Annotated in this window: 21 protein-coding genes; 4 read left to right on the top strand and 17 right to left on the bottom strand. The window is 53.1% G+C overall.

Features of this window, described 5'->3' with window-relative positions:
- Positions 1 to 105: 105 nt before the first annotated feature.
- The 4 genes from dndE to dndB are packed head-to-tail and all read right to left on the bottom strand — an operon-like array spanning position 106 to position 5,111.
- Complete coding sequence (dndE, locus tag CRO62_RS00315) at positions 106 to 480, bottom strand: DNA sulfur modification protein DndE (protein WP_097098704.1); 375 nt, start codon at positions 478 to 480, stop codon at positions 106 to 108.
- Positions 480 to 2,462 carry a DNA sulfur modification protein DndD gene (dndD, locus tag CRO62_RS00310; protein WP_097098703.1) on the bottom strand — a complete coding sequence of 661 codons (1,983 nt, stop codon included), beginning with the start codon at positions 2,460 to 2,462 and terminating at the stop codon, positions 480 to 482. Before dndD ends, dndE begins: the two co-directional genes overlap by 1 nt.
- A complete protein-coding gene (gene dndC, locus CRO62_RS00305; RefSeq protein WP_097098702.1) occupies positions 2,459 to 4,039 on the bottom strand; it encodes a DNA phosphorothioation system sulfurtransferase DndC in 1,581 nt (526 codons plus the stop codon). Before dndC ends, dndD begins: the two co-directional genes overlap by 4 nt.
- On the bottom strand, positions 4,029 to 5,111 hold the full coding sequence (dndB, locus tag CRO62_RS00300; RefSeq protein ID WP_097098862.1) for a DNA sulfur modification protein DndB: 1,083 nt from the start codon (positions 5,109 to 5,111) through the stop codon (positions 4,029 to 4,031). The genes dndC and dndB overlap by 11 nt, the downstream gene beginning before the upstream one ends.
- A gap of 89 nt (positions 5,112 to 5,200) precedes the next feature.
- Between dndB and dndA the strand changes: the two genes are divergently transcribed.
- From dndA to CRO62_RS00285, 3 genes are read left to right on the top strand one after another with little or no spacing between them, the layout of a single operon-like run.
- Entirely contained in the window at positions 5,201 to 6,337 is a 1,137-nt protein-coding gene (dndA, locus tag CRO62_RS00295) for a cysteine desulfurase DndA (RefSeq protein ID WP_097098701.1), read from the top strand.
- Positions 6,338 to 6,380: 43 nt separating this feature from the next.
- Positions 6,381 to 6,965 carry a class I SAM-dependent methyltransferase gene (locus CRO62_RS00290; RefSeq protein ID WP_097098700.1) on the top strand — a complete coding sequence of 195 codons (585 nt, stop codon included), beginning with the start codon at positions 6,381 to 6,383 and terminating at the stop codon, positions 6,963 to 6,965.
- Positions 6,941 to 7,738 (top strand): hypothetical protein, encoded by a 798-nt coding sequence (locus CRO62_RS00285; protein WP_097098699.1) that lies wholly within the window; start codon positions 6,941 to 6,943, stop codon positions 7,736 to 7,738. Before CRO62_RS00290 ends, CRO62_RS00285 begins: the two co-directional genes overlap by 25 nt.
- Positions 7,739 to 7,741: 3 nt before the next feature.
- Here CRO62_RS00285 and CRO62_RS00280 read toward each other — a convergent pair whose 3' ends face one another.
- The 6 genes from CRO62_RS00280 to CRO62_RS00255 form a co-directional block, all read right to left on the bottom strand.
- Complete coding sequence (locus tag CRO62_RS00280) at positions 7,742 to 8,818, bottom strand: hypothetical protein (protein ID WP_097098698.1); 1,077 nt, start codon at positions 8,816 to 8,818, stop codon at positions 7,742 to 7,744.
- Positions 8,819 to 9,140: 322 nt separating this feature from the next.
- Positions 9,141 to 10,523 carry a hypothetical protein gene (locus CRO62_RS00275; protein ID WP_323455407.1) on the bottom strand — a complete coding sequence of 461 codons (1,383 nt, stop codon included), beginning with the start codon at positions 10,521 to 10,523 and terminating at the stop codon, positions 9,141 to 9,143.
- A 390-nt stretch (positions 10,524 to 10,913) separates the two neighbouring features.
- Positions 10,914 to 11,279 carry a cation-translocating P-type ATPase C-terminal domain-containing protein gene (locus tag CRO62_RS00270; protein WP_323455406.1) on the bottom strand — a complete coding sequence of 122 codons (366 nt, stop codon included), beginning with the start codon at positions 11,277 to 11,279 and terminating at the stop codon, positions 10,914 to 10,916.
- Between the two features lie 14 nt (positions 11,280 to 11,293).
- Positions 11,294 to 12,166 (bottom strand): hypothetical protein, encoded by an 873-nt coding sequence (locus tag CRO62_RS00265; RefSeq protein WP_097098697.1) that lies wholly within the window; start codon positions 12,164 to 12,166, stop codon positions 11,294 to 11,296.
- Positions 12,163 to 12,693: a hypothetical protein gene (locus CRO62_RS27115; protein WP_179784411.1), complete on the bottom strand. Its 531-nt coding sequence runs from the start codon at positions 12,691 to 12,693 to the stop codon at positions 12,163 to 12,165. The genes CRO62_RS00265 and CRO62_RS27115 overlap by 4 nt, the downstream gene beginning before the upstream one ends.
- Before the next feature lie 154 nt (positions 12,694 to 12,847).
- A complete protein-coding gene (locus tag CRO62_RS00255; RefSeq protein ID WP_143539359.1) occupies positions 12,848 to 13,468 on the bottom strand; it encodes a hypothetical protein in 621 nt (206 codons plus the stop codon).
- A gap of 190 nt (positions 13,469 to 13,658) precedes the next feature.
- On the opposite strand from CRO62_RS00255, the gene CRO62_RS00245 reads away from it, so the two are divergent.
- Positions 13,659 to 14,777 (top strand): NAD(P)/FAD-dependent oxidoreductase, encoded by a 1,119-nt coding sequence (locus tag CRO62_RS00245; RefSeq protein ID WP_323690402.1) that lies wholly within the window; start codon positions 13,659 to 13,661, stop codon positions 14,775 to 14,777.
- A gap of 517 nt (positions 14,778 to 15,294) precedes the next feature.
- Here the strand turns inward: CRO62_RS00245 and CRO62_RS00235 are convergent.
- The 7 genes from CRO62_RS00235 to CRO62_RS00205 form a co-directional block, all read right to left on the bottom strand.
- Positions 15,295 to 15,837, bottom strand: a complete 543-nt coding sequence (locus tag CRO62_RS00235; RefSeq protein WP_097098690.1) for a hypothetical protein — start codon at positions 15,835 to 15,837, stop codon at positions 15,295 to 15,297.
- Positions 15,838 to 16,279: 442 nt separating this feature from the next.
- The gene (locus CRO62_RS00230; protein WP_097098687.1) at positions 16,280 to 18,562 is read right to left on the bottom strand and encodes a N,N-dimethylformamidase beta subunit family domain-containing protein; all 2,283 of its coding nucleotides are present in this window, start codon (positions 18,560 to 18,562) and stop codon (positions 16,280 to 16,282) included.
- 3 nt (positions 18,563 to 18,565) lie between these two features.
- Positions 18,566 to 18,946 (bottom strand): hypothetical protein, encoded by a 381-nt coding sequence (locus CRO62_RS00225; RefSeq protein ID WP_097098685.1) that lies wholly within the window; start codon positions 18,944 to 18,946, stop codon positions 18,566 to 18,568.
- A 214-nt stretch (positions 18,947 to 19,160) separates the two neighbouring features.
- Entirely contained in the window at positions 19,161 to 19,868 is a 708-nt protein-coding gene (locus tag CRO62_RS00220) for an ABC transporter ATP-binding protein (protein ID WP_097098683.1), read from the bottom strand.
- Entirely contained in the window at positions 19,861 to 20,619 is a 759-nt protein-coding gene (locus CRO62_RS00215) for an ABC transporter ATP-binding protein (RefSeq protein WP_097098681.1), read from the bottom strand. Before CRO62_RS00215 ends, CRO62_RS00220 begins: the two co-directional genes overlap by 8 nt.
- Positions 20,612 to 21,643, bottom strand: a complete 1,032-nt coding sequence (locus tag CRO62_RS00210; RefSeq protein ID WP_097098679.1) for a branched-chain amino acid ABC transporter permease — start codon at positions 21,641 to 21,643, stop codon at positions 20,612 to 20,614. Before CRO62_RS00210 ends, CRO62_RS00215 begins: the two co-directional genes overlap by 8 nt.
- On the bottom strand, positions 21,640 to 22,506 hold the full coding sequence (locus CRO62_RS00205) for a branched-chain amino acid ABC transporter permease (RefSeq protein WP_179784410.1): 867 nt from the start codon (positions 22,504 to 22,506) through the stop codon (positions 21,640 to 21,642). Before CRO62_RS00205 ends, CRO62_RS00210 begins: the two co-directional genes overlap by 4 nt.
- Positions 22,507 to 22,514 lie beyond the last annotated feature (8 nt).

The raw sequence follows: 22,514 nt of genomic DNA, 5'->3' as shown, positions 1-22,514 counted from the left end.
CTCCATGGCATTTACATAATCTCGTAATCACGCAAATTCAAGTACGAAATTTTGTACAATTACGAAAAATCGTAATGTCGACATGAATGTTCGGAATTTCGTATTTTATGCTGCGAGCGCGATTAGCGAGCTGATGTCACGCAATTTCCGATCGTTTGCGAGGTAGGCAATTCCCCGATGGAGATGAAGTCGGAATTGTATGGCCAATTCGTCATCATTAATTGGAATTCCGTCAACGACACATCGTTGCTTCAGTAGGGCGAAATAAAGGTCAGCATGCCGGCCACCAAACACGCGCCATGACATTTCGACATTACTATCTGCAGGGATCTTTGCTGGTGGAGGAACCGATTTCTCGGCAAGCGAGCGACAAAATGCCCAGCGGCACAGGATGTTCCAGTGCTCAATCCCCGTATGACGTTTCAATCGAATGAGCTGCTCGCGCGCCTGCTTAGAGAGTCTGATGTGGTCTATTGTCATCAGGCGGCCTCCTCGTTGAAATATCCTGTCTCAACTATCGTTCGGCTTTCCGCTTCACTAAAGCGCAGATGGTAGCAACGGCCAACGTATGGCAGCAGTGCCTGGTAGTCGGTCCCATTAAGCTCTCTATCTGTGGACAAAAGCATGACCTGATGGCTTGCGTAAGGGAAGTAGCTGCTCACCAGTCGAGATCGATGTTCGGAGTCAAGTCGACCAAGAGGGGTATCGATCACCATGGGCAATGGGCGCCCGGAAGCACGCGCAAGTCCCCAGAGAATTGCGATAGCAAGAAGTTGACGCTCGCCGGCTGACAATCGCTCTGCGGTCAGGACCTGACCATCACCGCCGCGTAGCGACAGATGGAACGTTGTCGGATCGATCGACAATCCCGAAAGAAGGGTGGCCTTGCGAGCGAGTTGTTGGAAGCTTTCGAACACGTACTGTTCGATGCGAGAGACGTGCCTCGCAATGACGGCCGCACGGAATTGGTCCAGAGTTGAGCGAACTCGTGACGAGTGATCCAGAAGCCTCGTCACATCTTCCTGTTCAAATTTCTGACGAGCTACGTTCTCAAGTAGCCGCGCTTCTTTCGAACGTTTTGCTTCCAGCTCCCTATCAAGACGCGCAATCTCTTCATCACGCTTCTTCTGCTCGAATTCGGCGAGCCGAACGACGTCATTTGCCGCTTCTCGCTTCGAAATGAGCTCGGCAACTGATGTTTGGCTCGGGACCGCGGCGAGTGTACCCTTGAGCTGCTCGGAATTAGTTGCCAACTGCTGCTGTTGAGAGAGCATTTCTCTGGCTTGGGCCTGAACATCCATTAGCCCGGTCGTTGCTATCGTTTCCGCCATCGCACTCGTAGTGTCGTCGAGATTGAGGTAGCGCGGACCATCCGATTTCCGGCGGTAGCTATCGAGTCGGAGTTGCAGATGGTCGCTGATCTCTTGCTGAGTCTTTGCTGGAAGCCCTGCGACGCCATCAAGCCCAAGAATTTCTTTGTATTCGGCGTCCAAAACGTCCGCTGTTTGAGCATTACGCGTACGTTCTGCTTCAAGCTTCGCTTGATCGGTCACGCCAGAAATCAGATCAGCGATGAGGGCTAGAGGTAGTGCGCCGCTAGCAAGTTCGCGAAGTGAACGCTCTACAGCGTCTTTGCCTCGGTTCGTCACTGCGAGCTCAGCCTCGAGCCGTCCCCGGTCTTCGAAGAGCGCTCCGCCCTCTTGCTCGTACCGCTGATCTAACTCAAGGGTTCTTCGTTTGGCTTGGTCGAGTTCGTTGGCGCCAGAAGCGCGCTCCCGCAGAAGCCGTGCTCTGTTGGTTGCCAATGCCTGGATATCGTCACGGAGAGAACTCAACTCGTCTGCCTCGGCCGGCGCCGCAAGCTCGCTCTTCTTTTTCCTTTCGATGGAAATGAGATCACCTCCGAGACGCTCGACGATGTCGAGCCCAAGAAGATTCTGGATTGCGGTCCGTATCAATGCTGGCGCTTCTTCAAGGTCGGCATATTTTTCGACCTTTTCACCGTCGAACAGGAAAAGCGGAGCAATCCTCGCCGGGATGAACTCCTCAACCTGTGTACTCCAGTGATCACTGGCCGCTTTATCGAAGACATCGTCGCGAAACACCTGAAATCGCTCTTTGACCGCGTCATTGGCAGTCCACGAGCGAGAAAGCCGCCAATTCTGTTCGGCGCCGTCAACCGTGTGTCGGAAGCTGACCTCTATCGACGCTTCTCGTGAAATTGCTCCGCGGTGCACAGACCGTCGCAAATACTCATCGTATGGCAGGTCTCCGCGTCCGGCGCACTGCGCAACATTCCCGAAAAAACAAAGCTGGAGCGCATCCAACAGCGTCGTTTTCCCGCCTCCATTAAGGCCACCGAAAAGGATTATTGGGCGATCCGGTGAGTCAGGCGTCAACGTGATGTTTTGACGCCCGCCATAGGTGCCGAAGTCATGCAGAATAATTTCGTCAAGGATCATATCGATTTCATTTCGTCGTCAGAGGATGCGAGACCAGGCAATAAAGGCGATCCCTGATCCTCATCCTCATCCTCGACGATCTCGTCGCCGTCGTAGAGGTCATCCATGATGTCACGTCGCCGTAGGGCAGTTTGCTCGGCTTCCTCAGCGCTGTCGTATGAACCACGCCGCAACGATTGCTCCAAGGCCCTGAACAGGCCTGAGCGTCGAGCCATCGTTCGATGCTGCCGCTCGATATCGAGCAACTCGCGCGTTAACTGGAAATGCAACTCATCCTCGCCGCAGATTTGACGCAGGATCTCCATTTCCGCATGACCAAATGAAAGGCTGTCATCCATGCGGCCATCTGGAAACGGCTTGCCAAGAACTTCTTCATAAATGCGTGGTAAGCTGTCTTCGATTTCATGCTTTTCAACGACCCAAAGGCGTCGTATTTCTCGCAACTCCTCCAACGTGATCAGCTGAATGTCCGATACACCCGCCGGTCCGTTGTTTTGAATATGACGCTGCGCCTGAAGAACTTTACGCAACCAACGCTCGCGAGAAGCCTGCAAGTAAGGTCCGTGAACTAGACGGTCATTGTGCACTTGTAACGCACCCGACATTTTGCGGAAATCACGCAAATGGCGGTCATCACGCTTTCCGGTTTCAGCGTTACGCACGTCCAGTTCGTTGCGTAGCTCAAGCAATGGGAGCATCCACTCTTTTTCGACGTCGTTCTGAATCATGGCAGTCATGGACTTGTCACGCTCTACCATGGTGCAGACCCAGCAGCCAAAACGACTATCGCCGCAGCTGGGTGTCGATGCATCGATGACCAGTGGGCATTCGCCGTCAGCCGATGCGCCTTGATACATCGTCAGGAGGTCCTTGTTATCGAAGCCCCAAGGGTTGCGGACCTGCATCAAGAACATCCAAACGTCGTCGTTCGTCCAATCCTCGATTGGGGAATAAACGTAAGAATTGGGTAGCTTGCCGTTTGGGCTCAGTTTTTCGCGAACGCGTTTGCTCTCAAACCGCTCCATCGCTTTCGCACGAGCTTGGCTCTCGGCCTTTCTTGTGCCTAGCACGACAATAGCCTCACCGCTCGCTTTGACGACGTTTGAGATGAAGCGATTTGAGGGATTGATTTTAAGTCGGTCTGTGCACCAACGAAATTTCGGTCGGGGCGCTGGATAACCGCGCCCAATCAAGGTCGTCCAAAACGATTCCGAAGCATCGGGGGTTAAGCGATTGCTCGTTAACGGAAGTCCGCTCTTGGCGGCTGCTTCTCCCATTTTATCGAGCGACCGCGCAACCCAGGCCGCAACGATTGGGTTTTCGACCAGCGTATCCGTGCTGATGACGTATACAGGCTTCAGTCGTGCCGTAGGATCCAGACGAGACAAGGCCATCCAAACCAGTTGGAGTGTCGCTGTCGAATCCTTTCCGCCGCTGTATCCGACGACCCACGGCGTGCTGTCGGCTTGGTAGAGGGTGGAGATCTCATCCAAGAGCGCGTTAATGGTCGCTTTCATGCCAAGCGCGCTGAATGCTGAGGTTTTGGATGTGCTCTTACTGCCTAGGTCAAGCTGCATGAGGCTGTCTCCTAAATGCGTCTTCGAGGGATTGCTCATCGGCGGATAGCGGAAGCCCCAGATGGGTTTTGATGACATTCGATGTCAGCGTTACACTCAAATGGGTTTTAGACATCCGCCCAGCGACGACAGCGCGCCCAACCCACGTGTCCGCCGACCGTCGCCAGTCGATTGACGCAAGTCGCGGAAGAGGATCATCTATTTTCCGTTTGCTCCGGAGCTTCAACAGCGCATTGCCGACGCGTCCGAGCGCATGCAGTGCCACGCTATGCGAATTTATGTAGGTGTCACGGAGTGCGCCGGAGGTCATCGCCCCACACCGAACATCGTCCCAGTGAGGCATCTGCTGTGCAATAGAACTCCAGAACTCAACAGCTGCATCGTCTCTTTGCTTGGGACTATCGGGCTCGTAATCAACCAATAGAGCTTCAGTGGCGGTATAAAATGCGCTTAGTGTGAACAGCGCTTTTGACCGCTGAGACAAGCTTGTTTTTTCAAACTCTACAAGTTCTGCAATTGAAGGAAGGCGGCTTAGCAAGAGCCGAGATGCGACCGCCAGCTCGTCGCGGTGGTCGAAAAGCACGCTCAGCGAGCGCGATGGGCGAACCGCATATCGGTTCAGGTCTGCAAACATTTGTTGGCAACGTTCAAGTCCACGATCGAAAAAGAGTACGACTGCAATCGTCTCGTCAGCGAGCTCTGGAGCTTTTTCCAAGGCCGCTTCTATAGCGGCTCGCCGGTGCTGCCCATCGTTAATAATAATCTTCGAGGTCTTCATCTGAACGCGTAATGTCCCGGTGAGGTCGTCCCCGGTGTTCGGCAAGAACTCGGCATCCCCATCGATAGAAGCAGTAATAGCCGAGAAGACATAATCGTCTTTGTTGTCAACAAGATAGCGAGTTATTTCAGGTACGCGTCCGCGATTGAGCTGGCGTTGCGACCGCTGTTCTGGTGTCAAGCCCTCGTTGAAAAGGAAAATTTTTGGCACCAAACCAAGAGGGCACATGGAGATGTAATACTCCCGCCCAGCCTGTATCCCGCGCACGGTGGGAAACTCCAGAACAGCCTTCATAGCGACCTCGAAAAACGCTTCCAATCTGGCGTAGATCGTATAAACCTGTTCATGAACAAGTCAACCAAACAAAACAAACAGACACAAACATGCGTACATATTTGGATATGGCTGCCACAACACCTACGGATCCTCGAGTCGCCGAGCGTGTTATGGAATTTATGGTGCGCGAGTTCGGAAACGCTGGCAGCAGAACGCATGTTTTCGGTGCGGATGCTCAGTCAGCGGTCAATACTGCGAGAGCACAAATTGCTGCGACGATTAAGGTCGACGCATCCGATGTCATATTCACGAGTGGCGCGACAGAAGCCGACAATCTCGCTATCCTTGGACTGGTTCCAGAAGGCGAAAAGCTTGGAAAGCGCCACATCGTTTCGACGGAAATTGAGCATAAAGCTGTGTTGGAGCCGCTCGATCACCTTCGGTCGCTCGGCTTCGAAGTGACCCTGATCAAGCCTGATGCCCAAGGATACATTGACGCTCATGACGTCCTAAAAGCTGTTCGTCCAGACACTCTGCTTGTGTCTGTGATGCATGCGAACAACGAGACGGGAGCCGTCCAGCCGATTGACGCGATTGCCGATGGACTGAGCGGGAAAAGCGTATTCTTTCACGTCGATGCCGCACAGACTTTTGGTCGTCTAAATTCTAGCCTGGCGCATCCTCGGATCGACTTGATCAGCATATCTGGTCATAAGGTTTATGCGCCTAAAGGGATTGGCGCGCTCATCTTGAAACGTCGAGATAATCGGAGAGCACCTCTGAAGCCGCTGATGTTTGGAGGCGGACAAGAAAAAAGCCTGCGACCAGGAACACTCCCGGTTCCGCTGATCGTTGGCTTTGGCTTGGCCGCAACTCTAGCACATCGTGAAGCCGATGCGCGTTATAAACGCTGTGCAGAGTTGAGGATGGAGGCACTGCGGGCATTCGGAAGTTTGAAGCCGTATGTTCATGGTGATGACGCAAAGGGAATTCTTCCCCATATCCTGAGCCTGTCGATTGACGGGATCGACTCAGAAGCCGTGATGGTTGCTACAAAGGATATCGTGGCAATTTCTAATGGATCGGCTTGTACGTCAGCAAGTTATGAACCTAGCCATGTTCTCAAAGCTATGGGTGTTTCGTCCGAGATTATGAATGGGACGGTCCGGATTTCTTGGTCGCACGCAACAGAGACACCTCCGTGGGAAGACTTCGTGAACAGACTAAGAGATTTGCAATTTTGACATCTGAAAAAGCAGCCGTTCGTCATAACAGACAGAGTTATTTGTGAGCGATCCTCAAACAGTCCATTTCTACAACGAGAATGCCGCTCGATATGCTGGTTTTACCGCCGGACTGTCGATGACCCAGCAGATAGATCAATTTCTAAATCAGTTGCCAACGAGTGCGCGAGTTCTGGACTTGGGTTGCGGAAGCGGACGGGATTTGAAGTATCTTGCCGAACACGGCTGTGATGCACTCGGATTGGACATCTCGCTCGGGTTGGCTCGACATGCCGCGGCGTTCGCTCATCGCCCTGTCGTCGTTGCGGACATCGCTCAGCTGCCATTTTCTACCCGATCATTTGACGGCATCTGGGCATCTGCGTCCTTTTTGCATCTGCGCAGAGGCGAAATGACCGATGGCCTACTGGAGGCTCGCCGAGTTATACGCCCGCGAGGCACACTTTTCACCTCTTTAAAGATGGGTAAGGGAGAGAGCCGGACGTCTGACCAACGATTTTTCACTTACGTGATGCCCGATGAGTGGGAAGCCATGCTCAGATCGGCTGGTTTTCTGGACGTACGACTTGAGTTTGACCAAGAATTCTCGAAAAATGGTGAAAAATGGATACGCGCATTCGCATCATAAACGCGATCATATTTAGTATATTCGCATTCCTGGCGACGGGTGCCATTGCCTCTGAAATTGCTTGGCAAGCTGGACAGCCGCCAATGACGGCTGTTCCACAGAGGTTTGCCGTTACAGTCTCTGACATACCCGCGATCCGGTTAGACCAGCCAAGCAAGCCGCTTTGGCGAGAGATTTTGACTGGTTCAGTGGGAAGTGGGCTAGCTAGTGCGTTTGCCGCCATTTTCGGTGTATGGTTCGCCCTTCGAAACACAACGTCCACCCTCAGGCAAAAGTCCAACGAAGTCGAGATCAAGGAGCTTCAGACGAGGCTGAACGAGTTTTATGGCCCGTTCAACCAAATCTCAAGAGAGAACGAGTTGTTGTCGCTTGAATTCAGGAACAGACACAAAGCGGTAGATGATAAGTTTCGAACATTGATCGCGCTAACCGATCCGGCCTGGCGAGCAAGTTTGGATGGTAGTGACAAAGCTATTATTGCGAAGATGATCACAAATGCGGCGGCTCTCCGAGATCTGATTCGCGAAAAATCTGGATTGGTTGATCTCCAGCTTATTCCGATCCTCGCGAAAGCCAGCGCGCACTACTGCTTGTTGGAGCTGGCGAGCGAGGGTTTGCTCGATCGAAAATCTGATCGATTTGAAGATAACGTCTATCCGCGCGAATTGGATGACGCCATCAGTAAGGAGATCGCTCGCCTAAACTCCCGCATTATAGTTCTTCTCGCAAAGCCGGGTAAAAAACACAGGCCGATTGAACCGCTAAAGTTATGACGATTACGAAGAAATTGGGTGCCGCTCACGACGCATATGTCTGAAAAAGCGTGTTGCGGCAGCAAGCCTTGGGTCCTTCAGTTTTCCAATCTCTTTGCTGACGTAACGTACGAAATCGTGTGTGGTCTCGTAGCAGTCATAAGCCTCGTCAGCCGTTGGCAGATGGCCCTCATGCATAACGCGACTGCGTAGACTGTAAGCTCTTTGATGCCACTTCCCCACATGGGTCAGCGGTGAAGTGTGATCCCAGTTTCCTTTCAAAAACTTCGATCCGAGATAGCGGTTCAGGAATTGCGGGATCCCCCGTTGCAGCTCGGCTTTTAGGTCGGCGATGGGCTCTCCCAGTAGAGCCATGAGCTCGGAAGTGATTCGAACCAAGAACGTCTCGGCCCATACTGCCGAGCAAATGACACAATCGGCATATTCGCCACTCCCATGTGCACGTATCGCCTTCTGCTGCCAACGCCCCGCATGGGTGACAGACTTCACAGGCTCAGAATTCTTAATTTTTTCATACTCGTCGTCGAAACCCATGAGAGCATTGAGTATGGGCGCGATCTCGGGAGTGAGGGTAGGCACATGTCTACGGTCGTGCTGTAGCGATATCCTATCAACGATTCCTTCAACTACTTTCACATGCGCGACTTCGAAGTTCGATTGTCTCTGCATTTCGCCAAGGCCAATCGGAATCGCTCTACCCGTGGCAAACTCCAGATTTCTGATTACTTCGTCTGCATAATTCAATGCGGCGGTGATGTGATCGTTGCAGTCGGATTCGGCAGTCCAAAGTAAAGTCAAACAGGTATCCCTGTAATCCGGGAACATCACATTTTCACCAATGACATCTTGTCGGCGGACTGTGTGAAAAATAGCGAACAGATAACCGTAGTCCATATTTCTGCATAGATGGAACCGACTCATGCCGTTAGGGAAGGCTACGTATTGGTCACCGAGGTAAAGATTAAAAAAGAACACATCGTTCTTTTCGTGAAACGCTTCATCACCGGAGAGCTCAATTAGCATCGACAACAAATATTCAGTGTTCGGTTGTGAGTAAGCTCCTGCGTCGAGTATCGGCATTTCTGTTCCCCCGAATGGTTAGGCGATAAAAGCAGTTGGATCCTTAGATCGGCGGCGGCGTCAAGAAGCCTCTTAGCGATGCAAAGGACATCGCTTAACTCTAGGCCAAATGCAGTGAACACTTGCGGTGTTTCCGCGGAAGAAACAGGAGCGCTGTAAGAGACTTGCCTCCCTGTCGCGCCGCCTAAGGCGCCATAGGAGTATCTTCGAACAGGAAAGCATAGTTCCGGTTAATTGGTTTTTATCAGCCGAGCTAGCTCGAGAATGGAAAGTGACGGCAAAATTTCCATCTTGACCTCAGACGTTGGCGCTCGCCTGCAGATCAATCATATTTCGAGCGATATCGATCTTCAGGTGCTTGCCAGTTATCAATAAAATCCAACGGATCAACGCTTCCCATCATCTGGCGAGCAAGCGCAAGTCGCTCCTTCAGTCGCTGCTTTCGCTCTTCCTCCGCATCCTCCAGGCGCACCTCTGCGTCCGCAAAGAAGCGCTCAACGACCATCGCCCGCCCCCAACTGTCGATGATCTCAGCAAGTTGCTTCTGGCTGGTCTGAAAAGCCTGCTCAACCTGCCTGGTATCCTCACGGCGGCGATAGCGTTCCCATTCCTCTTCCTGCTCCTTCTTACGCTTAGCCTGAGCCTCATCTTCAGCAAGCATCATTGCATGCAGCTTTCCCTTGGCCGCCCTTAATGCCTGAACGATTTCCGGTATCTTATTGGACACTTCTTCCGATTCTGAATCCTGCCACTGATGCGTCCAGTCAACACCAGGTTTCGGGGAGTAGGCAACAATTCTGAAGCGCCCGGAAGGTAAATCCTGTTCCGTAGTCCATGAGTGCGTTAACTGCCAGCTTTTCAGCGACCTGATGAGCTTGCTATCCTCCCGATAATAGTCGCCATTGACGTATCTCATTATTGCGCGTTCAGTCATCTCCGTGATGGTCAAGCCGATGGGCACGTTGTCAATGAATACCACGGTCGGCCTGTCCGGAGCCCAAATGGTACCAAAACTGTAACGCCCATATTTACGGTCTGTAAGCTCAACCTCGCGTTCCTCGACTTGAATTCTCGAAAGATTTTCTGCCGCTGCAGCGATCTGAACGCCCAAGCCGACTTCGTTGAAGGCCAGGTAAAGCCTGTTTGCAATTGCAATGGCTCGGGGCAACGCTTCCTGTGATGATATTATATCCGGTAACAGCCTCTTCCATGGACGTAGAAACTCATTCTTGTCGGCAGCTCGGGTTTTCCGAAAGTGTTCCTCCACTCCGAAGAGCAAAGAATGGTGTTCTGACCGACGACGCTTCGGGCTTGACTTGACCATTGTTGACGGTTTGGCCTCTGTCATGGGTGCCCGCGACTTTCGTGGGACGACCACGCGCGCCGCAATCTCGATCGCGTCATCCGTCCCCTCTGGAAGGACAGGGAGATCAGGGGCAAGGCCCAACGATTTACGTGTCCAGTATCCCGATCCCGGATAGGGAATTTGATACTGCTTGCAGATCGCGGCCAGAGCAGTGCCTGTTGTCTCCAGTTCCGGTCCAAGTTTACTCAGTGGAAGCTCACATACCTTCCTGAATAACTCCGAACGGGTAAGTTTCATCAGCAGCTCCATCTCTAATGGCGATAGCGTACCATCAACACAGGAGAGAGGAAGCTTTGCTGGGCTTTCGAGAGACACCTTTTTTGAGCCGGTGCGCAGCATGCCTGCTTTAGTTACCCTCAAACACTATCTTGATTCCCAGCCGTGCTGGGTCGCTATCGAAGATGTGAGGAATGCCAGTTCACATGCTACTATCTAGAGTGGGTGACTGGTAAAAAACAATTAATGAATTTTCGTATCCGTCAAAACCTCCGCGAAGCTATCCATACGCAATATCAAGAAATTGCGTAAGAGTCCGATCCTGCAGGTGAGTGGGATTGATGAGCGGCGGCCACCTTAGCTCTTTTGGCGCCATGGGCGTGCCAATTCGAAAAAAGCTATTAATATAATGGCTTAGTATGGACGAATTGCGTGTCGACGGTTCGACTCCCATCAAGGCGACGATTTCTTGTTGGCTGGTCGGGTGTTGTGCGGCTGGGTAGGTGACTTGTATCATCTGTCCCAGCGCCGAAGCACCCATTTGCGGACCTCGCCGAACCAAAGGACGCTGCTGCTGATGGCTATGCAAACGAGCCACTGTTCGAGCGGCAGGGGGAGTGTTCCAAATGCCACGTTCAGCGGTCCGAAGTTGACGACTACAACCTGGAGCAAGACTGAAACTCCAATGGCTGCCCACAGCCACCGATTCGTAAACGGATGGCGGAATGCACTGGTCGTCTCAGAACGTGCGTTGAAGCAATTGAACAGCTGCGCAAGAACCAGGACGGTGAACCCGGCAGTTCGAGCCTGAATACACCTCATCTCGGCCTTGCGGAGACTGTTGCCGTCATGTCCCCTTTGGGTGTCCAAAACGGTCATTGGCCGTCGAAAAATCAGGAGTTGCGCGACAATTCGGCATAGCGTTTGATGTGCCTAGCTAGACGATCACCATCGCAATCGGGACAGCACAGCCTAATCCCCTTACCAGTCAGGAGCGCTTGCGCTTTACCACAGGATGGACAGGCCAATGTTGCCGGGTTGGCGTTATAGACAACGCCGCCTTTCCAAGGGAAATCGACATCAGGTCGCTTGGCCTCGAACTGAGCAAATTCCTGCCAAGAGAAATTGTTTGACAGAAAAAGCCGGTGAAGCAGTTTTAACCCATAAAGAGGCTTCAATGAACCATCGCCGACATTGCCCGAGAAGACTAGCGTGGTCAGTGTGGTGGAGTCAGAGATTGGCGAAAGCGTGTCAACTTTGATCTTACCGGAGAAGGACGGCCAGATCGTTAAAGCTTGAAGTTCCCTCAAAGATTGAAGCCCATCAAGGGTGGTCAGTTGATCACATGAATAGACCCAAAGAGCTTTGAGTTTGGGAAATCGCGTAGCGATCCCCCGAAAGGAGGTGAGCTTGCGGCATTCAACAAGATAAAGCGACGTTACGTGCTCAACGTCAGAGAGTCCGCAGAAATCTACTAGCGGAGCACCTTCTATGCACCAACTCAATTCGCTTGGAGCAGGAAGTCGCTCTATCTTCTTCACCGAGCGATGGATGCCGTCAGCGTTTCCTCGAAGGAATTCAAAAATATTAACTATCGCTGAGAAATATTCCAAATCTAAACCCGCACCAAATTCGTTAGGATTTAAGCTGTTCTCACAACAACTTAAATAAAAGAAAAACTTGTTTCGCTGGCTTTTTCGAAGCCGCAGAGTAGGAAGTTTAGCAGCCGCCGCAATGACCGCAACTGGCCCAAACCGGTCATTCACGGAGGGGGCGGAGCGGAATCAACGAGCGGGACGTTTTGTGATCTCGAGGGAGTATCCGTCCAACCGGTCAGCTCCTCGATTTCGTCTGGAAACTTGTAGTAGATGCAAGAGTTCAGAGGGTAAATGCTGAAGTTCTCATTTATTTCGTAGCGAGCAAGCTCGAGTTCAAACGTATCGCTCCCATCACTGCCGCCATACAACATCGCCATCAGGGTGAGCGCATAATAGGGTCCTGGTGGCCACGAGAAGCCGATGGCAATCGCATCCCTTTCTGAAAACGCGCCCTTGATGACGCGTTTGATTTCGAGTTCAGCGCGAATCATGCGGTTTGGGGACGTATCGGTTACAACCAACGCAGAATCGCCGATAGAGAGTGACCTCAATCGAGCTTCGACAATGATTTGCGCGTTTTGACGCATTTCCGCTCTAGGTGGACAAGGTTGCATAGCGTGGGATGGGTCGAAAACGCCGAACAAAACCGCAAAGGATGTCACGAGTAAAAGGGCCGTGCGCTTGTATCTGTTCACAACATCGCCTCGTTCGTCGCAGTTACGCCGCTATTTATACGTGCAACGTTGCGTAAGGCTTATCAACAGCGATGAGCATTTTGTCCGCTATTGGCGCGGAGCGGAAGATCGCAGTTGGTGCACCAACGCCAAGGCCGTGATTGGCCCATTGCGGTCAGTGGCGGCCCATCCATAGCCGCGCCAGATCGAAGAACGATAGGCTTTGCCTGCGTCCATTCGCGTCCGGTTGTGTCAACTTGTCGGTCGAAGAGAAAAAGCCTCGCAGGTCCAGCTCTCCCTGCAATGCGGCATCACATATCTCACATGCAGTTTGCCGATCTCGGCAACAGATGCGCTCCACAACACGGGTCATATGATAGCGATATGGTTCCTGCGGTGTTTCGTCTGCAATAGCGCGGGCTAGATCATATTCTTGCCACAGGCTCACCATACGCGGGATGCGCTCCGCAAGCTGGACCATCTCGCGAGCAAATTGCTCATTTGGTGCAGATGGTTCCACATCTTGCTGAAGTAGTGCGGGACTGTCGCAGGTGAAGGCTCCGGTGAAATGAAAGCTCGCTGGCTGCAGATCATTCCCTTCAATCTGCAGGATTGACCATAACATGCGGTCCCAAGCGGCTGGCTTCGCCCGGAACTCGATCCGTCCTATCGATCCCCTTCGGGGATGGACGGCGAGGAGGTGGTCATCCATGCGCTTTGAAAGCACATCCCGTTTCACGGACCAGCCGCTTCCTTTTGCTGCTGTCCGAATAGCTTTCGCAAGCATGTCGCTCAAGGTCGTCCCTTCAATTCACTGTAAGCGGAGGATGACGGCATACCTGATCGTCCGCAATTGGCGCGAAGCGGAAGACGCCTCTCAGCCCATTTCGGACATAGCGCCGATCTCCATGACGCTTGTGTCACAATGAAGAATTTGATTGGCTACGATATGCTGCTGGTAAAGCTATGGCAGCAATCTTGCTTGGCTGACACGGAGACGTGTTGGATCACTCGTCGGGGTTACCATGGTTCACTTCGCAAGGGTCTTGATCGTCGGTGGCGGCGCGAGCGGCCTTGCCTGCGCACTCAGTTGCGCTCGTCTCGGAGTAGCCGTCAGGATAATTGAGAAGAGAGTTTCAAGGGTATCGGTGCAGAAGGCGACTGGGGTCGCTCAAGGCGTCTGGAACCAATTGGCGGATTTTGGGATAACCGAAAAGGTGATCTCGGAAGCCATACCCTTGAGGCGCTTCATATTTCACGACGATGCGAGCTTGGTGGCGGATATTCGGGTTCCGAATGTAAATGGCGAACCGCCCGCGCATCTTTATCCGCAGGCCATGCTTGAGCAGGCCATGGAAGATGCCTTGGCCTCTTATGGTGTAAAGGTTGAGTACGGCCGAACATTCATAGGCGTAGTGGAGAATGCCGATGGAATTAAAGCTACTGTAAGTCACGGCCATGAGACGGAAGTCATCGAGGCCGATTGGCTTGTCGCCGCTGACGGGAGCAGGAGCGCAGTCCGAACATTCCTGAACGTCCCGTTCGTCGGATGTGATTATCCCGAAGAGTGGTCGGTAGCCGAGATAGAGACCCAGGAGTGGCCGCAGGACACACAAGCGCAACTGTTTCTGCAAGCAGATGGGGTTGGCCTCTTTCTTTCACAACCTCGTCGAGGGGTCATTCAGGGCATAGTGAATGCGAAGGGTGTGGCCTTGAGGCTCTCTCATATGTTTCGAGATGCCAAGTTGCTTTATGAAAGGGAGTTTCGAGTTTCCCTTCGGCGCGTGCCTTCGCCACGAATAGATCGCGTATGGCTTATTGGGGATGCGGCCCATGTACAATCTCCCGTTGGCGGCCAAGGCCTTAATTTGGCTGTTTGGGACGGCGTCACGCTCGGACGCGCATTAGCGCAAAACCAGACTGAGGTAGAGGAAGCGTTACGCAATCGCGCACGATCAGTCCTCCGGTTCACACATTTTGACTACCTCATGCTGTCGACGAAGTGGCGGTGCGTACAATATCTTAGAAATAGCTACTGGAAGTTTGCAGCACGATTCCCACGCAGTGCAGCTTGGTTTTTTAGACTGATCTCCGGAACGTGGTAACGATGTCTCCTATTGGCTCAAGGCGATGGATCTCGATGGCGATACGCTCTAAGCTTTAGGCTCACAGCAATCGACGTTCCATCGCAGGGAGCGCCTCGCGAAGCGATCAGACGCACGGCCCGTGATCACCACTGGAGAACTGCTAGCGCTCCTGCATTGCCTCAGACGCCACTTGCGCGACCGGTGACCAGAAATAGTCGATTATCCGCCGAGTGCCGGTCTTGATTTCGACTGAGACCGCCATGCCAGGCGACAGTGGACGCATAACTCCATCAACATTTATCTCTGTTGTATCGAGAGCAATCGTCGCGGGGGTAAACAACGTTTTGCAGCCGCTGCACATTCCCGCCCGGAACAACACTCCTGAACTGCGGAGCGGCCTGTTCCTCCATGGCCTGAGCGTCGGGATTGGGTATGGCGTCTCGCGCCACGGTTTGGGGCCGTCTGCAATGGGAGATATTCTCTTGGAGTAGAGATTCCAGCCATTTTCCGATTTCGTTTTCGGTGTTTCGGCCATTTAAATACCTCGTGGATAAAAGGAGAATTTCAGCCAGCTTACGAACTTCACGACCGGGTCTGTGATGCCGAAATAAAAGGTTGCAACGAGAAAGTTGCTAATCAGGGAGTTGCTGAATGGACCATAATAAAACGTCATTCCGTAGGATCGTGGCCCTTCTCGGAAGGGAAAAAATAAAGCGATGAACGCGAAGGGCATGACCATCAGATGGACTTTAGTAATTCCCCAAGTAAAGCTATCGGGGGGCTTTGAGAGCTCCACTGAAAAAAGATAGATCATCCGCGTGATCATTAACGAACTGATAATGTAATTAGAGAATAAAAAGCCATTCCAGCCGTCGACGCTGCCAAAATGTTCTTTTATTTGGCTGATGTAGCGCAAGTTTACTGGCCAAAGCATCCAGAACTCCGCTGCATTGAGGTGGTCAATTCCGAACCAGACAAGTGCCGATATCAAGCTTCCGGCAATATAAGCTGCAAAATACGTGACGGCAGACGCCTTAATGAACTTTCTCTCTAACAAGATGATTGAATCTTCCGTCACTGCGTAATCCTATCGCCGAGTAGCATTCATTGGCGAACTATTTTGGCCTGCTTGAAACTCTAAGTAGCTATAATGCCAAACTGGACGTCTCGCCAAGTGATTGGCTGGCGCGCCGCCCCTCAATCAGGCGAACTCCATGGCGTTTCCGCACAGCTAGTGCGACAGCTTTTTCGTGAGATTTTGAGCGTAGACATTCGTGCGCGAGGGAGTTTCCACTTAAGCGCTCCAAACTCAATGGTGTAACATGTTCCTAGCTTACTTGAGTTCGCAATCGAACATCGACGAGAGAAAGCCGACTGCCTGCAACATGCGACCCGCTGGGAATATTGTGCTGATCCATTTCGCCCCCGACATTCCAGGAAAAGGGGACAACGAGCTGGCCCCCTTTTCCTGCATACCCCACCTGCTCGCCCAGGTGGTCGGACGTTTAGGCGTCGACCCCTCAAACTTCGGGTATGGGTCCTGTTACTGCAAAATGACGCAACACGTTCTCCGTCATAATTGAAACGTTGTTGTTGTAGTCATTCCACGACAAGCTGCCGCACCACGACATCGAAGACGAGCTGAACATGCCGCCGCCGTTTGGAGTCGAGAAGAAGACGATGTCTCCTCTCACGTTGACGCATTCAGGTCCATGGATACCATTTTGCACGAAGAACTGTTCTTCCGGTACCAGACCCCAGTCGGGACTGTGCCCATAAGAGCTTGCGACCATGTAAGTGTTGGGCGGGGTCCCCAGCTTTAGGTCATATCGGTCGAGCTCAAGACCAGCGGCGCCGCTGTTGACCAGTCCGAAATCGCCTATCTGCTCGCTGGACTCGATCCCCTTGAACATCCAGGCGAGCTTGGGGTCGCGTGCATCGCTCATTTGCGTGAACGAACATGACGTATCCATGCCATGCGCGGTGTAGGTAACACCCCAGACCTTCGCGGAGCCGCGGGCCCGCATTCTCCAGAGCCCGCCTCGCAGTCCGTTCGTGCTGTGATACAGCTCGCCGGGGCGAGCGCGCCAGGCCTGATCGCCCTGTTCGCCTTTGCGGATCTCCATGACCCATGGCTTTTCCGGATGTTGCGACGCGACCCAGTACATCCCGTTTCCCGCAAGGTACATTCCTCGCCCGCCGCCCGCCAGATACTGCTCCCAAGCGTCAATCATGCCGTCGGTATAGTACTCCGGATGGGATCCGGTCACGACAGCATTGTAACGCTTGAAAAGATCGACACCCTGCTCCATCAAATCATGATCGGTCGCAACGTCGAAGTCGAACCCTTTCTTCTCCAACCAATCGACAAGATGAAGGTCTGCGGGAAATTGCCATACCATGCCGAACTCATGACGATACTTGGGTCGCATGTTCATGATGGGTCGCCGCCAGGACGTGTATTGCACGCCGCGGTCGTCGATATGATAGTCGTAAGTCGACAATCCGTATTCCTTCACCCTTTCGTTCAACTCCAAATCGACGTCTTGAAGAACCGCAAGACGACCCATCGCAGCTTGGCAGGAGGCAATGTTTTGCATTGCCTGGGAATTCGCATAGGCAAGGTAGCTCACGGTCGGAATCAGCAGCAGAATTTTCCCCTTCGCGGTCCCGCGTTTTGGAACGACGAAGAACGGTATGTAATCCTCTCTGCTACCCTGCCTCAGACGAATCGCGTAACAACCACTTCTAAGATCGTCCGGGATCTTCACTTTGAATGCGGGTTCCCAGCGACAATCATCCAGCGAGTCTTCGTGGAACCACAATGCGCCGTATTGTTCAGGAGCATGAATGAAGTGCTCTTCACGGCCCTGCCAGTTCCATCCGGTCATACCCCGGTCAGGTTGGTTGATGCACCAGCCATCGAGTCCCGCGCCGGAAACATCGATCACTTTGTCTGTCGGAATACCCGCTTTCCCCGTTCCGGCCGCGAAATCCCATCGCGCCGCGAGCGCCTCTGGCGCTGGCCGCATTCCCGATTCCAACAACCGGATATCATCCTTGCCAAGACTTATCCGATAGACAGAGGGGGAATCGATCTTGCCATTGAAGGTCGCAGTGACCCAGGTTCGGCCGGCATTGAATGATTCTCCGAGGCCCCCGATGACGACCGGGATAAGCGCGTCACCGGGCCCTTGCGCGGCTGTTGCCTCGATCTCCTCCTCCGAGTCCAGCGGGAACACCAGACCGAAACGGCTGTTGACGCTGTTGACCACCGGCTTCTGGCGCAGTCGGATAGTTTTCGACACCGCGTCGTAGGACGCGGTCACGGAATAGAACGTATCCTTGAACAAAAGCTTGTTGCACGAAACCTGAGCCAGACTGCTCCCGTTACCTATGACGAACGTCAAGGCGCCGTCCTGGATCATCAATGCCCAGCCGGTCTGCGTCGTGTCGTTCCATCGACTTATGATCCCTTGCCTGCCTCCTTCCGGAAGCATGGCGCTGATAAAGGCATGGATAGTGAAACTCTGCGAAAAGGCGAGCTTGCTCTCCGGATCGGGTATTTCCACGTGACCGCCAGCTTGCGTTCTTTGCTTATGCCCCTTGTAGATTCCATTGACAGGGTTATCAATGATCAAGTCCCGGAAGCCGGGGCCTTTGGGATTTACGTCGCCATTGACCAGATTAACGAACTGCGCTTCATACGGACCTTCCTGGTCGCAGGAAACGTAGAAGGTGATTTCCTGACCTGGGGCAACATTTGGCTTGTCACAGTAGCCGCGGATATGAATTTCTGACATGTCTCAACCCTCGATGCGTTGACGGATTCGGTCGATGCGCGCCAAGAGTATTGCGTGCACAGCTTCTGATTCACCCATGTAGTGTGGGCCGTTTGAAAGCTCTGGAGGAACGCCGCGCTTTGTAATACGCCCAAGCCTGTAGCTCTCGTAAGGCTTTTCTTCATATGCGAAATCTTTTCCTATGGCCGGAAGATTTCGTATGAAATTCAGTACCTTCTGGAGATTCTCGCTGTGGAAGCCTTTGGCTTCGTCCCAGTTGCTGCAGTGCTCTTCCAACAGCTCGTCGGTAATAAGCTGAAGGATCTCTCTACCACGTCTGTTGTAGAAATACTCCGCCCACTCTTCACCTCGATCTCTGATCTGTCTGGGGTCTGAACATGGCATTTTATACTTTCTCCTTTCTGCATAACGGACGACTGAATTGAGATGCGGCCATCTAGCTCGACAGCAATCGGGGCCAGCTAAAAGAAACCGCCCAGTTAACTTTGGACGCGGCCAACCTCGTCACGCAACGCTGGGGTCGCGTGACATTAAGAATTGACAGCACCTGCAAATGATAGGGAGACACCATTCTTGGTCTCCCGCGTGTAGCGACTAACTAAAACCCAAGATAAGCCTCCCTCACGCGGGGACTTGAAAGCAATGCATCTACACTTCCCTCAAACACATTCGAGCCGAGTTCCAAGACATAGCCGTAATTGGAAACACTGAGCGCGAGGGACGCATTTTGCTCAACCAACACGACGGTGATGCCCGCATCGATTGCCAACTGGCCCACCGTTTTCATAAGTTGCCGCTCGACGAGGGGAGCCAATCCGATAGACGGCTCGTCCAACAGCAACACCTTCGGCGACGCCATCAAGGCTCGACCGAATGCTACCATTTGCTGTTCGCCGCCGCTCAGGTTACGGGCGAATGCGCCCGCCTTCTTCTTCAGCACGGGAAAGTAATGATAAATTCGCTCAAGGTCTTTTGCGATACCGGCTTTGTCATTTCGCAGGTGGCTTCCGACAAGCAGATTGTCGAGAACGCTCATGCGGGGAAACAAAAGGCGGCCTTCCGGGACCATGCATATGCCCAAGCGCACGATCTGTGCCGTGGGCAGCCTGAGGATGTCTTCGCCGTTGAGCCGTACGCGACCTGACCTCGCAGGCAACAGGCCGCTTATGCATTTCAAGAGAGTCGTCTTGCCGGCTCCGTTGCTGCCGATAATCGTGGTTACGGTCGACGACTTCGCGAGAAATGAGAACCCATCCACGGCGATGTTGCCGTCATAAGATACGTGCAGATCTTCGACTTCAAGCATGGACGCCTCCGCCGGGTCCTAGGTACGCTTCGATGACGGCCTGATTTGCAGTGATTTCGCGTGGCGTTCCCTCGCCAATCTTCGTACCGAAATTTATTACGCAAATGTTGTCGCAGACCGACATCACGGACTTCATGTCATGCTCGACGATGAGCATGGTGATCCCCAGGCGCTTCAAATCGAGCAAACGCCTGGCAATGTTCGCTTTCTCCGTCGAGTTCATGCCCGCCAAAGGTTCGTCAAGAAGAAGCACGGAGGGCCTGGCAGCCAGCGCGGTGGCGATCGACAACATCCGCTGCAGCCCCCCGGGTAATTGGCTGGCTGGTGTGTAGGCGTAGTCGGCCAACCCCATATAATCGAGGATCACCAGGGCCGACGCGTCGGTCGCTTCCATGGAGCCCAGTATATTCATGACGTGGGAACGCCTGGCTCCAACCCGGGCAAGATGCTGCCCCATCCTCACATTCTCGAGTGCAGTCAAATCCTTGTAGACGCTTGTCAATTGGAACGTCCGCAGGAGACCGAGCGCGGCGATCTTGCTTGGTCGATATCCGGTGATCTGAACACCCTCGAGCCGTATATTGCCCGAATTCGGCTTTAGATAACCACTGATGAGGTTGAACATCGTCGTCTTGCCGGAACCATTTGGACCAATAAGGCCGCCTATCGTGCCCTGCGCGACTGAAAAGCTAATGTCTTTAATCGCGGCAATCTTCCCAAAGCTTTTGCTTACGTTCTCTATTTCAAGCACCTGAACGCCCTCCCGCTGCCATCGGTTGCCGAAAGATTATCCGGTAAATGAAGTCTTCAATCCCGCCTCGGCTGAACAAAATTATCAGGATGACGCTCAACCCCCAGAAGAACGGAATATATTGCGCCGACCCACGAAAAATTTCCTCGATAGCAGTCAAGAAAATCAGACCTAGGATAGGTCCGGAGAACGTCGTGGTTCCGCCCACGATTACGGCGGCGGCGATCTTGAACATGAAGGACGGACCGAAGTCGGACGGGTTGACTATCGCGTTGAAATTTCCCAGCAGGACGCCGGCAAGGCCTGCGATTGCTGAGCCCGTGACGAATGCCAAAGTTCGATAGCCCCAGCTGTAGATTCCAAGGGATTCCGACAGCTGCTCGTTCATCGCGACAGCCCTGATCGTGCGACCGAACTGGGATCGATCGAGTGTAAGCAGAGCGATGGTCACCGCTACTGTAAGGATAAAGACAAGAACAAAAAAACCGATATTCCCTTCAAACGACAGACCAAGAAAAGATGAAGGTCGGAGGATGAAAGCTATGCCGTTCGTGCCGCCAGTCAGACTGGAGAATTGAATGAGACTTTGCTGAATGGCGGCGCTTGCAGCAAAAGTCGCGAGGAAGAAATTGTATTGCCGGGTACGTAGCAAGGGATAGGCGAGCAACAGTGCCGCGGCAGCTGCGACAAGCACGCCGGCAAAAATTGCGATCCAGAAGGAAAGCCCGAGCGACGTTGTCAGCAAGGCCATCGTATAGGCGCCAAGCGCGGCAAAGGCGATGTGCGCAAAGGACCAGCCACCCATAGTCGTGATCAGCCGGTAACTTGTCACGAGCATGAGGTTGATCATGAACAGTATGAGAACCTGCTTCGCATACTCACCGGCAAGGAAGCCGCAGAAAAGGATGGCAGCAGAGCTGGCCGCAAGGCCAGACCAGTCGGCGATAGATAGACGTGACCAGGCGGAAGCCGACCCGCGGAGAGATGTGATCTGCGATCTAGGTGACATGTTGAAAACGCTCATCGTTCGTTCCCCCCAAGCAACCCGTTTGGAAGGAAGCACAGGATGCCGATCATGATGAGCGCATCGACCAAGGCGACATATGCGCCGTACCCGAAGGACGTCAGAAGCGTGTCGAGAGTTCCGAACAATACGGCTGCCAAACCAGCGCCTGGCAGACTTCCGATACCGCCGACAATGACGACTATGAATGCCCTCCAGATCGCCTCGCCGCCCATGAACGGATTGATGTTAAGGAGGCTGCCCATAAGCACGCCGGACATGGCAGCGAGACTGCTGCCGATGATCACACTGATCAACGCTATACGGCCAAGGTTTACCCCCTGCAGGACGGCGCCTGTACTGTTTTGCGCCACCGCTCTTACCGCCCTGCCAAGATCTGTTTTGCTAAGAAAGAACCAGAGCGAGAGGATCGTCAGAAGGGTTATTGAAAGTACGGCTAGGCGCTGGGTCGGAAGGATGATGCCCGCTTCGCGGATGACGCCCGGAATCAATACGGGGATCGAGCGCCCCATTGGCCCAAATATCTGGATAATAACGACCTGCAAGACATAGCTCAACGCCAAAGTCGCCATAAAGATCGACAAGGGCTGGTCCTTCAACCGCTTGATAAGGCCAAAATAGATCAACAATCCCAGCGCGCCACCCACGGCAATTGCCGCCACAAAGGCTGCGGCGAGCACTACCGCACCGGGCACGAGCCCGTGCAACAAACTTGCGGTGAGATATAACGTATAGCCTCCGGCCATGAAGATTTCGCCATGGGCATAGTTGACGACCTGCATGACGCCAAAGATCAACGTTAACCCGATTGCGAAGGAAAGGTAGAATGATGAAAGGAAAAGACAGTTTACAATGATTTGCACGGCATATA

The sequence above is a fragment of the Rhizobium sp. AN6A genome (assembly GCF_900215635.1).
GTDB lineage: Bacteria > Pseudomonadota > Alphaproteobacteria > Rhizobiales > Rhizobiaceae > Agrobacterium > Agrobacterium tumefaciens.
The sequence above is the reverse complement of the archived record's forward strand: the minus strand, read 5'-3'. Positions and strand labels throughout refer to the sequence as shown.

Excerpts from the sequence above, each read along its gene's own strand:
- dndE (WP_097098704.1), bottom strand. The coding sequence starts at position 480 with ATGACAATAGACCACATCAGACTCTCTAAGCAGGCGCGCGAGCAGCTC.
- dndD (WP_097098703.1), bottom strand. The coding sequence starts at position 2,462 with ATGATCCTTGACGAAATTATTCTGCATGACTTCGGCACCTATGGCGGG.
- dndC (WP_097098702.1), bottom strand. The coding sequence starts at position 4,039 with ATGCAGCTTGACCTAGGCAGTAAGAGCACATCCAAAACCTCAGCATTC.
- dndB (WP_097098862.1), bottom strand. The coding sequence starts at position 5,111 with ATGAAGGCTGTTCTGGAGTTTCCCACCGTGCGCGGGATACAGGCTGGG.
- dndA (WP_097098701.1), top strand. The coding sequence starts at position 5,201 with ATGCGTACATATTTGGATATGGCTGCCACAACACCTACGGATCCTCGA.
- CRO62_RS00285 (WP_097098699.1), top strand. The coding sequence starts at position 6,941 with ATGGATACGCGCATTCGCATCATAAACGCGATCATATTTAGTATATTC.
- CRO62_RS00280 (WP_097098698.1), bottom strand. The coding sequence starts at position 8,818 with ATGCCGATACTCGACGCAGGAGCTTACTCACAACCGAACACTGAATAT.
- CRO62_RS00275 (WP_323455407.1), bottom strand. The coding sequence starts at position 10,523 with ATGCTGCGCACCGGCTCAAAAAAGGTGTCTCTCGAAAGCCCAGCAAAG.
- CRO62_RS00270 (WP_323455406.1), bottom strand. The coding sequence starts at position 11,279 with ATGACCGTTTTGGACACCCAAAGGGGACATGACGGCAACAGTCTCCGC.
- CRO62_RS00230 (WP_097098687.1), bottom strand. The coding sequence starts at position 18,562 with ATGTCAGAAATTCATATCCGCGGCTACTGTGACAAGCCAAATGTTGCC.
- CRO62_RS00225 (WP_097098685.1), bottom strand. The coding sequence starts at position 18,946 with ATGCCATGTTCAGACCCCAGACAGATCAGAGATCGAGGTGAAGAGTGG.
- CRO62_RS00220 (WP_097098683.1), bottom strand. The coding sequence starts at position 19,868 with ATGCTTGAAGTCGAAGATCTGCACGTATCTTATGACGGCAACATCGCC.
- CRO62_RS00210 (WP_097098679.1), bottom strand. The coding sequence starts at position 21,643 with ATGAGCGTTTTCAACATGTCACCTAGATCGCAGATCACATCTCTCCGC.